Origin of the sequence: Achromobacter sp. UBA5777, assembly GCF_002418565.1 — a bacterium.
Lineage (GTDB): Bacteria > Pseudomonadota > Gammaproteobacteria > Burkholderiales > Burkholderiaceae_B > Achromobacter > Achromobacter animicus.
Genome location: NZ_DIEJ01000022.1, coordinates 1 through 9465, shown reverse-complemented (window position 1 = coordinate 9465; position 9465 = coordinate 1). Strand labels below are relative to the sequence as shown.

Sequence of the window (9465 nt, the reverse complement as noted above, 5' to 3'; positions counted from 1 at the left end):
GGATGACCAACAAGATTGTTGTTGGGGGGGCGGGCCTCGTCGGCCTGCCCCCCCCCCGGGCCCGGCCCCGCCGCGGCCAGCGCGTGGCCGTGCTGGCGCCGCGCGCCGCCGTGCCGCCCGCCGATCCCAACCGCTATCACCCCCGCGTCTACGCCATTTCGCCGGCCAGCCAGCGCTTTCTGGCCGACATCGGCGTGTGGGACGCCATGCCCGCGTCTCGGCTGATGCCGGTGCAGGCCATGGAAATCCACGGCGACGCGGACGGCCAGGTCAACCTCAATGCCTGGCAGGCCGCGCTGCCGCAACTGGCCTGGATCGTCGAATCCGGCGAAATCGAGCGCGTCCTGATCCAGGCCGTGCGCATGTTCGGCATCGCCTGGCTGGAAGACCGCTGCACCGGCTACCAGAACGGCGCGGTCGACACCGAAAGCGGCGCGCGCATCCAGGCCGAACTCTTCGTCGGCGCCGATGGCGCGGCCTCGCCGCTGCGCGAGGCGGCCGGGCTGAAGCACGAAGCCCAGTCCTACAACGACACCGGACTCGTCGTGCACCTGGACGCGGAACTGCCGCACCAGGGCACGGCAATCCAATGGTTCCGCGACGACGGCGTGCTGGCGCTGCTGCCGCTGCCCGATACCGCGGACGGCCCCCAGGTTTCGATGGTGTGGTCCATGCGCAGCGAGCTGGCCCAGCAACTGCTGGACCTGCCGCAGGAAGCGCAAACCGCCCGCCTGGAAGCGCTGCTGGCCGAGGCTGCCGAAGGGCGGCTGGGCCGCCTGAAGGTCCGCAGCAAGCTGCACGGTTTTCCGCTGACGCTGGAGCGCGCCCAGATGGTGGCGCCCGGCATCGCGCTGGCCGGAGACGCCGCGCACCGCCTGCACCCGCTGGCGGGGCAGGGCCTGAACCTGGGGCTGGGCGACGTCGAGGCGCTGGCCCGCATCGTTGCCGAGCGCGAACCCTACCGGCAGGCCGGCGACCTGCGCGTGCTGCACCGCTACCAGCGGGCGCGCGCCGAACCGGTCCTGGCCATGCGGCTGGCGACCGACGGGCTGCACAAGCTGTTCGGATCGAAGGCGACGCCGCTCGTGTGGGTGCGCAACGCAGGCATGCATTGGGTCGAGCGCGCCCCGCTGATCAAGCGCCGGCTGATCGCGGGGGCGTCGGCCAATTAGGGCTGAATCCCAGCCCAACCCGGGCCAATTCGGCCAAACCCGGCCCGATTCGGTCCGATTCGGCCAAACCTGACCCGATTCGGCCCGACGCCGGCGCAGGGCGGAACCTGCGGTGGCCGGCGCCCGTCTGATACGGATCCGCCCATCCGCCGCCCGCCGCGGCCGCCCGACCCGGATCGGTTACGCTTTCCGGCTGAGCACACGACTGACAAGACCAGGAGTACCGATGAAATTCCGCATTCCCGCCACGCTGGCGGCCTGTTTCCTCGCCGCGGGTATCGGCTTGTCCGCCACGGCCCAAGCGCAGGGCGCAAAATCCGTCTCCACGCAGTCCGTGGGACAGTCGGCCAAGGGCGAAAAAAGCGTCTCCACCACCGAACTCGATCCGCAGTCGGCCGCCGTGAAGGAACGCTTTCAGCAACGCTTCTCCGGCATGAACGTCACGACCGTGCGCCGCACGCCTTACGGCCTGTTTGAAGTGCAGCTCGGCATGGACCTGATCTACACCGACGAAGGCGTGACGTGGGTCATGGAAGGACCGCTGATCGACGCCGCGACGCGCCGCGACGTCACCCGCGAATCCCAGGAAAAGCTCAGCGCCGTCACGTTCGATCAGTTGCCGCTGGACCTGGCGATCAAGCAGGTCAAGGGCGACGGCTCGCGCAAGGTCGCGATCTTCGAAGACCCCAACTGCGGCTATTGCAAGCAGTTGCGCAAGACGCTCGAAGAGGTGGACAACCTGACCGTCTACACCTTCCTCTACCCCATCCTGTCGCCGGACTCCAAGGTCAAGGTGCGCAATGTCTGGTGCGCCAAGGACCAGGGCAAGACCTGGGACGACTGGATGCTGCGCGGCAAGACGCCGCCCAACGCCGATTGCGACGTGCCCGAAGACAAGCTGCTGGAGCTTGGCCAGCAGTTGATGGTGCGCGGCACGCCGACGCTGTTCTTTGCCGACGGCTCGCGCATCAGCGGCGCGCTGCCGCTGGACCAGCTCAAGGCCCGTTTGAACTGACCGGCGCGCGTCGCGCCGGCCCGGGAAAGGGGGGCGCGGCAAGCGCCATCCCTCCCGGAGACAAGACTTGAAAATCGCAATACTCGACGATTACCACGACGTAGCCCGGCGCTATGCGGACTGGACCTCGCTGGGCGGTGACGCCGAGGTGCAGATCTTCAATAACTTCATTCCCGACGACCAGGTCGAGGCCGCACTCGAGTCCTTCGATGTGATCGTCGCCATGCGCGAGCGCACGCCGTTTCCCGCCGAGCGCATCCGCGCGCTGCCCAAGCTGCGCCTTCTGGTCACCACCGGCATGCGCAACAACGCCATCGACATGCAGGCCTGCGCTGAGCAGGGCATCGTCGTGTCCGGCGCGCCCGGCAGTGCCGACGCCAACACCGCCACGGCCGAGCTCGCGTGGGCGCACATCCTGGGTCTCTTCAAGCACCTGCCCGCCGAAGACGCCGCCATGCGTCGCGGCATGTGGCAGACGGCCATGCCCGAGCCGCTGGCCGGCAAGCGCCTGGGCGTGGTGGGACTGGGCAAGCTGGGCGCCGCGGTGGCCAAGGTGGGTCTGGCCTTCGGCATGGACGTGGTGGCCTGGAGCCCCAACCTGACCGACGAGCGCGCCGAGGCCGCCGGCGTCACGCGCGTGGACAAGCACGAACTCTTTTCCACGTCCGACGTCGTAAGCCTGCACCTGATCCTGTCCGAGCGCAGCCGCCACGTGGTCGACGCCACCGCGCTGGCTGCGATGAAGCCGACCGCGTATCTGGTCAATACCTCACGCGCCGGTCTCGTTGACCAGGAAGCGTTGATGGACGCGCTGGTGAAGTTCCGCATCGCGGGCGCGGGGCTGGATGTGTATCCCGAAGAGCCGCTGTCGCCCACCGACAGCGTGCGCGACCTGGACAACGTGATCCTGACCCCGCACCTGGGTTACGTCAGCCGCGAAAACTTCGAGGCCTTCTACCAGAACTGCCTGGAAGCCGTGAAGGCGTGGGCAGCGGGCTCGCCGATCCGGGTGTTGAACGCCTGATAACGCCCGAGCAAAAAAATGGGGCTGCCTATCGCAGCCCCATTTCCATTTGGGTGGTTCGCTTTGCACGGGGCGCATCACCCGCGCGAGAACACCACCTTCTTCTCGATGATCGCGCCCGGCTCCAACGCCGGCGGCGTATCGCCGCACGCATCGTCCGACTCGTCCGTGGGATCGACCGTATCAAATGCCGTGTCGCCGTTGGCATCCGGCACGCCCGTGGGCTTCAAGCCGACGAAATCGAATAGGTCGCGGTCCATCAGGTGCGAAGGCACCACGCGCGACAGCGCATTGAACACGTTCCACGACCGGCCCGGGTGCTGCTTGTCCCATTCCTTGATCATGCGGCCCACTTCCTTGCGCTTCAGGTTCTCTTGCGACCCGCAGAGATTGCACGGAATGATCGGGAACTGCTTGAGTTCGGCGTAGGCGATCAGATCGGACTCGACCACGTACGCGAGCGGGCGGATCACCGTGTGGCGGCCGTCGTCGGACACCAGCTTGGGCGGCATGCCCTTGGCCTTGCCGCCATAGAACAGGTTCAGGAAGAACGTGGCCAGGATGTCGTCGCGATGATGGCCCAGTGCGATCTTCGTGGCGCCCAGTTCCGATGCGACGCGGTACAGAATGCCGCGACGCAGCCGCGAACAGAGCGAGCACATCGTCTTGCCCTCTTCCAGCACGCGCGTCACGATCGAATACGTGTCCTGCGTCTCGATGTGGAAGGGGACGCCCAGTTCCTTCAGGTACTGCGGCAGGATGTGGTCGGGAAAGCCCGGCTGCTTCTGGTCCAGGTTCACCGCGATCAGTTCAAACTTGAACGGCGCGCGCTTCTGGAGCTGCAGCAGGATGTCCAGCATGGCATAGGAATCCTTGCCGCCGGACAGGCAGACCATCACGCGGTCGCCTTCCTCGATCATGTTGTAGTCGGACAAGGCGCGCGTGGTCTCGCGCGCCAGCCGCTTGGTCAGCTTGTTGCCTTCGTGGCGTGCCTTTTCGTCGGCGGGCGTGCGAAATTGCACGCCGGGGGGAGCGATATCGTTCATGTCAGCGATTGATCTGGATTTCCACGCCCACCGCCGCACAGTCGGAGAAGGCCATGGGCTTGCTGATGCGCAGGCGCAGCGCGCGGATTTCCTGGAAGTCCGCCAAGAGGCGCGCCGCCACTTGTTCGGACAGGGTTTCGATCAGGTTCACGTGGGCCTGCGTGCATTCCTCGACGATGGCCTCGCGCAGCCGGCGGTAGTCCAGCACGCTGTGGATATCGTGATCGTCCACCGAACGCTGGATGTCGACGTCGAATTCGGCATCGACGTGCAGGGGCTGGGTGGCGCGGCGCTCGTGCTCGAGGATGCCGATGCGGGCGTCGAGCGCAAGGCCGGAAAGAATGATGCGGCGAGTGGGCATGATGAAAACCTGGGTGGAATAGCCCGAATTGTAAGGCGGCGGCGGATGGGGGGACGCGCTGGCTACAATTCGGCCATGTCCGGGCGCCCGCGAGGCGCCGGCGCAGTCAATAAGGGGTGAAATGCAACAGATGCACGATTCGGTCATTGTAGGCGGCGGCCCGGCCGGCGCCTCCTGCGCCCTCTGGCTGGCCCGCCTGGGCCTGTCGCCATTGCTGGTCGAGGCCAGCGCCCGTCTGGGCGGGCTGGGCAATGACAACCCGTTCGCGGACGACTGGATTGCCGTCTTGCCCGGCGTGACCGGCCAGCAGGTGGCGGCCAACATCGACACGAGCGTGCGCGCCGCCGATGTGCCGGTACGGCTGGAAACCCGCGTCACCGGCGTGCGGCCCTGCAAGGGCGGCATCGAGGCCACGCTCGCCGGTCCGGACGGCCAGGAAACCCTGGCCCGCGCCCGCACCCTGGTCATCGCCTCCGGCGTGCGCGCCAAGGGGCTGCCCGACCACCCGCCCGGCGCGTCCTGGCCGGGCGTGCTGATCGGCCCCGGCTCGCCCATCGTGGCGCAGGACTATTCCGGCCTGTCGGTCGCGGTGCTGGGCGGGGGCGACAACGCCTTCGAAAACTACGTCTACGTGCGCAACCGCGGCGCGCGCAATGTCCATCTCTACGCCCGCAGCGTGCGCGCCCAACAGCAATGGGTGACGCGCGCCGGGACCGAAGGCGTGCACATCGGACCCTACAAGGTCGACCCCGCCACCCGCAGCGTGGACGGCCGGCAGTACGACCTGATCCTGGTCTTCTACGGCTGGGAACCACAGGCCGCGTTTGCCGACGACCTGAGGCTCGCGCGCGACGAGCGCGGCTACATCCGCACCGACTTCGCCACCGCCGAGACCAGCGTGCCCGACATCTACGCCATCGGCGAGGTCGCGCACCGCATGCACCCCTGCGTGGTGACGTCGATGGCGGACGGCGTGGTCGCGGCCAAGGCCATCCAGCGGCGGTGGGAGCGCGCGGGGGCGTAATACCCAACGCCCGAAGGCTGCCATTGAACACGCCGGCCGGCCGCAGCAGCGTTGGCCGGCACGGCCATCGTGGCGCCCGCGGCAGTGAATCCGCGTCGGCCAGAATGCGTACTTCAGCCCAGGCGAACCCACACCTCCGGATTCCGGAATAGGCAATTGCCACCCCCGCGCCCACACTCGTGCTCACGAGTTGACCAATCAATGGTCACGCAGGGAGACAAGCATGATGTGTGCGCATCGCTGGCTGGCAGCCGGCGCGATGGCCATCGCCATCGCGAATCCGGCGCAGGCGGCCTGGCCTGAACGGCCCATCACCCTCATCATCCCGGCCGCGCCGGGCGGCACCACCGACATCTCGGCGCGCCTCATCGCCGACAAGCTGTCCGCCAAGCTCGGCCAGCAGGTCATCGTGGAAAACCGCGCCGGCGCCGCCGGCATCATCGGCGCGCAGGCGCTGGCGCGCGCCAAGCCCGACGGCTACACGCTGCTGATGGGCAACATCGGCCCCAACGCCATCAACTACGCGCTCTACAAGACACTCCCCTACAAGCCCGCGGACTTCGCGCCGGTGACGCTCGTGATCTCGGTGCCCAACGTCCTCGTCGTCAACGAGGCCTCGCCCGCCCGCAGCGTGGCCGATCTGCTGGCGCAGGTCAGGCAGGATCCTTCCAAGGTCTCCTTCGGCAGTTCCGGCGCAGGCCAGTCCCCGCACCTGTCCGCCGAAATGTTCAAGCAGCGCGCCGGCATCCCCGGCACGCACGTCGCCTACAAGGGCGCCGGCCCCGCCGTGGCCGCGCTGCTCGGGCAGCAATTCACCTTCATGATCGACAACCTGCCCAGCTCCATGCCGTACATCCAGGCCGGCAAGCTGCGCGCGCTGGCCGTCACCAGCGACAAGCGCCTCGCCGAATTGCCGGACGTGCCGACCATGGCCGAGGCCGGCGTCAAAGACATGGTGGTCACCGCGTGGTTCGGCCTGGTCGCGCCCGCGGGCACGCCGCAGGACGCCATCGACAAGCTCTACGCCGCCACGCGCGACGTGGTGCGCAGCCCCGAGATCAGCGAGCGCTTCAAGGCCATGGGCGGCCAGGCCGGCGGCAACACGCCCGCGGAATTCGCAGCTTTCATCGACCAGGAACGCGCCCGCTGGAAAAGCATCGTGGACGCCGCGGGTCTCGTGCAGGAGCAATAAGTGATCGACAAGATTCAGGAATCCATGGCGCAGGCCGTGGCCGTCATTCCCGATGGCGCCTCCGTGCTGGTGGGCGGTTTCGGCGAAGCCGGCGTGCCCTACGAACTGCTGCACTGCCTGGCCGATCTGGACCGGCGCAACCTCACCATCATCTCCAACAACGCCGGCACCTTCGAACGCGGCATCGCCGCGCTGCTGGTGCGCAAGCAGGTCCGCAAGATCATCTGTTCGCACCCGCGCCCACCCAACTCCGAGGCTTTCGCCCGCGCCTACCGCGCAGGCGAGGTCGAACTGGAATGCGTGCCACAAGGCACCCTGGCCGAACGACTGCGCGCCGCCGGCGCTGGACTCGGTCCGTTCTACACGCCCACCGGCTACGGCACCGAACTGGCCGAGGGGCGGCGCCAGGAAGTCATCGACGGCGTCGGCTACGTGCTCGAGCAGCCCCTGCGCGCCGACTACGCGCTCATTCGGGCGCACCTGGGCGACCGCTGGGGCAACCTCATGTACCGCCACGCCGCGCGCAACTTCAATCCCGTCATGTGCATGGCCGCCGGACACGCCATCGCACAGGTCGACGAGATCGTGCCGCTGGGCGCGCTGGTGCCCGAACAGATCATGACGCAGGGCATCTTCGTGAAATCCGTCGTGCGCGTGGAGGCCTGACATGCAAGACATCATCGGCCTGACCCGCCAGCAGATCGCGCAGCTTCTGGCCAGCGACATCCCCGACGGCGCCATCGTCAACCTGGGAATCGGCATGCCGACCCTTGTCGGCGACTACCTGCCCAGCGGCCGCGAGATCCTGCTGCACAGCGAAAACGGCATCCTCGGCATGGGCCCCGCCGCCGCCGGCGACGAGGTCGATCCCGACCTCATCAACGCCAGCCGCCAGCCCATCACCTTGCTGCAAGGCGCGTCCATCACTGAACACACCATCTCGTTTGCCATGATGCGCGGCGGCCACCTGGACTACGCGGTCCTGGGCGCCTTCCAGGTATCCGAACGCGGCGACCTCGCCAACTGGAAAACCGACGCCACGGACGCCATCCCCGCCGTCGGCGGCGCCATGGACCTGGCCGTCGGCGCCAAGCAGGTCCTTGTCACCATGGAACACCGTGGCCGCGACGGCACGCCCAAGATCCTGCGGCAATGCACCTATCCGCTCACCGGCAAAGGCGTGGTGTCGCGCATCTATACAGACCTCGCCGTCATCGACGTCATGCCCGTGGGTTTACAGGTGCACGCGATGAAGGCGGGCGTGACCGAAGACTTCCTGCGCGCGGTCACCGACGCGCCGCTGCACTTTCCGCAATCGCCGCGAACGATTGTCTTGGATGACACGGGTGTGCCGCGATACGCGCAATCGACCCGCTGACGCAGCCGCGCCGCGACACGCGTAAGCGGGATTCTGCGCGGGGCGCGTCGCGATGTGCGTCAGCGACCGGCTTGCGCAGCCACGCCGAGATGTGCGCAAACGATTGGCAGGCGCAGCCGTTCCTGCCGCCCTGATGATGACCACGTCCGCCCCGCGCCGGGCAAAGGAGCTACCGATGATCCGTTCAATCCTGGCAGCCGCGTCGGCAAGCGTGCTGTGTCTAGGCGCCAGCGCCGTCGCGCACGCCGCGCCAACCTATCCAGACAAGCCCATCACCTTGCTGATCCCGTACCCGCCGGGCGGCAGCGCAGACATGCTCGCGCGCCCGCTGGGCGCAGAACTCCAGAAGAAGTGGGGCCAACCGGTCGTCCTCGAATACAAACCCGGCGCAGGCGGCGCCATCGCCTCCGCCCAACTCGCCCGCGCCAAGCCCGACGGCTACACGCTCCTCATGGTGCTGGCTGCGCACACCATCAACCCCAGTCTCTATCCCTCGCTGCCCTACGACACCCGCAAGGACTTCGCGCCGGTCTCCCTCGTCGCCACGTTACCCATGCTCGTCGCCGCCCCGCTCGCCACGCCCGCCAACACTGTCAGCGAACTCATCGCCTACGGCAAGGCCAACCCCGGCAAACTGAGCTTCGCGTCCGCCGGCAACGGCAACACCAGCCACCTGGCCGCCGAGATGTTCAAGAACCAGACCGGCGCCGACATGATGCACGTCCCCTACAAAGGCAGCGGTCCCGCGGTCGTTGCACTGCTAGGCGGCGAAGTGTCCTTGATGTTCGACAGCATCTCGACCTCGCTGCCGCAAGTGCAGGCCGGCAAACTCAAGGCAATCGCCGTCACCGGCGAACACCGCTCTCCGCTCCTGCCCAACGTCCCCACCGTCGCCGAAACGGTGCCCAACTTCGTCGTCAACGGCTGGTACGGGATATTGGCGCCGGCGGGCACGCCGGGGGCGGTGGTTGATGCAGTCAGCAAGGGAATTGCGGAGGCGGTGACGGTGCCTGCGTTGAAGGGGCAGTTGGCGGGGTATGGGTATGAGGTGGTGGGGTCTACGCCTGGGGAGTTTGGGGCGCATATCGAGCGGGAGTTGGGGACTTGGAAGAGGGCGGTTGAGGTGTCTGGGGCGAAGGTGAATTGAAGGGTTGTCTCGGCTGAGGAAGGCTACGTTAGGTGTCTGATACCGGCCCTCGTGGCGATAGTCTCCGTAGGTCGCCCGGCGCCGTGGTCACCGGGGAGGCGATCGC

10 protein-coding genes are annotated in these 9465 nt (G+C 67.6%); 8 read left to right on the top strand and 2 right to left on the bottom strand.

Annotation, left to right across the window (positions count from 1 at the left end):
- Positions 1-2: 2 nt before the first annotated feature.
- The 3 genes from B3446_RS01105 (at position 3) to B3446_RS01095 (ending at position 3211) form a co-directional block, all read left to right on the top strand.
- Positions 3-1172 (top strand): UbiH/UbiF family hydroxylase, encoded by a 1170-nt coding sequence (locus B3446_RS01105; protein WP_291376743.1) that lies wholly within the window; start codon positions 3-5, stop codon positions 1170-1172.
- 226 nt (positions 1173-1398) lie between these two features.
- Positions 1399-2187, top strand: a complete 789-nt coding sequence (locus B3446_RS01100; RefSeq protein ID WP_191576455.1) for a DsbC family protein — start codon at positions 1399-1401, stop codon at positions 2185-2187.
- Positions 2188-2254: 67 nt separating this feature from the next.
- The gene (locus tag B3446_RS01095) at positions 2255-3211 is read left to right on the top strand and encodes a D-2-hydroxyacid dehydrogenase family protein (RefSeq protein WP_291376741.1); all 957 of its coding nucleotides are present in this window, start codon (positions 2255-2257) and stop codon (positions 3209-3211) included.
- A gap of 77 nt (positions 3212-3288) precedes the next feature.
- Here B3446_RS01095 and ttcA read toward each other — a convergent pair whose 3' ends face one another.
- Together ttcA and folB are read right to left on the bottom strand one after the other, a co-directional pair.
- Entirely contained in the window at positions 3289-4257 is a 969-nt protein-coding gene (gene ttcA, locus B3446_RS01090) for a tRNA 2-thiocytidine(32) synthetase TtcA (protein WP_191576457.1), read from the bottom strand.
- Position 4258: 1 nt separating this feature from the next.
- Positions 4259-4618: a dihydroneopterin aldolase gene (gene folB / locus B3446_RS01085; RefSeq protein WP_056565007.1), complete on the bottom strand. Its 360-nt coding sequence runs from the start codon at positions 4616-4618 to the stop codon at positions 4259-4261.
- A 121-nt stretch (positions 4619-4739) separates the two neighbouring features.
- Between folB and B3446_RS01080 the strand changes: the two genes are divergently transcribed.
- The 5 genes from B3446_RS01080 (at position 4740) to B3446_RS01060 (ending at position 9359) form a co-directional block, all read left to right on the top strand.
- Positions 4740-5642, top strand: a complete 903-nt coding sequence (locus B3446_RS01080) for an NAD(P)/FAD-dependent oxidoreductase (RefSeq protein WP_175123714.1) — start codon at positions 4740-4742, stop codon at positions 5640-5642.
- A gap of 223 nt (positions 5643-5865) precedes the next feature.
- Entirely contained in the window at positions 5866-6834 is a 969-nt protein-coding gene (locus B3446_RS01075; RefSeq protein WP_286897123.1) for a Bug family tripartite tricarboxylate transporter substrate binding protein, read from the top strand.
- A complete protein-coding gene (locus tag B3446_RS01070; RefSeq protein ID WP_291376731.1) occupies positions 6835-7500 on the top strand; it encodes a 3-oxoacid CoA-transferase subunit A in 666 nt (221 codons plus the stop codon).
- A 1-nt stretch (position 7501) separates the two neighbouring features.
- Positions 7502-8212, top strand: coding sequence for a 3-oxoacid CoA-transferase subunit B (locus tag B3446_RS01065; protein ID WP_291376729.1), 711 nt, complete (start codon positions 7502-7504; stop codon positions 8210-8212).
- Between the two features lie 175 nt (positions 8213-8387).
- The gene (locus B3446_RS01060) at positions 8388-9359 is read left to right on the top strand and encodes a Bug family tripartite tricarboxylate transporter substrate binding protein (protein ID WP_291376727.1); all 972 of its coding nucleotides are present in this window, start codon (positions 8388-8390) and stop codon (positions 9357-9359) included.
- Positions 9360-9465: the final 106 nt, after the last annotated feature.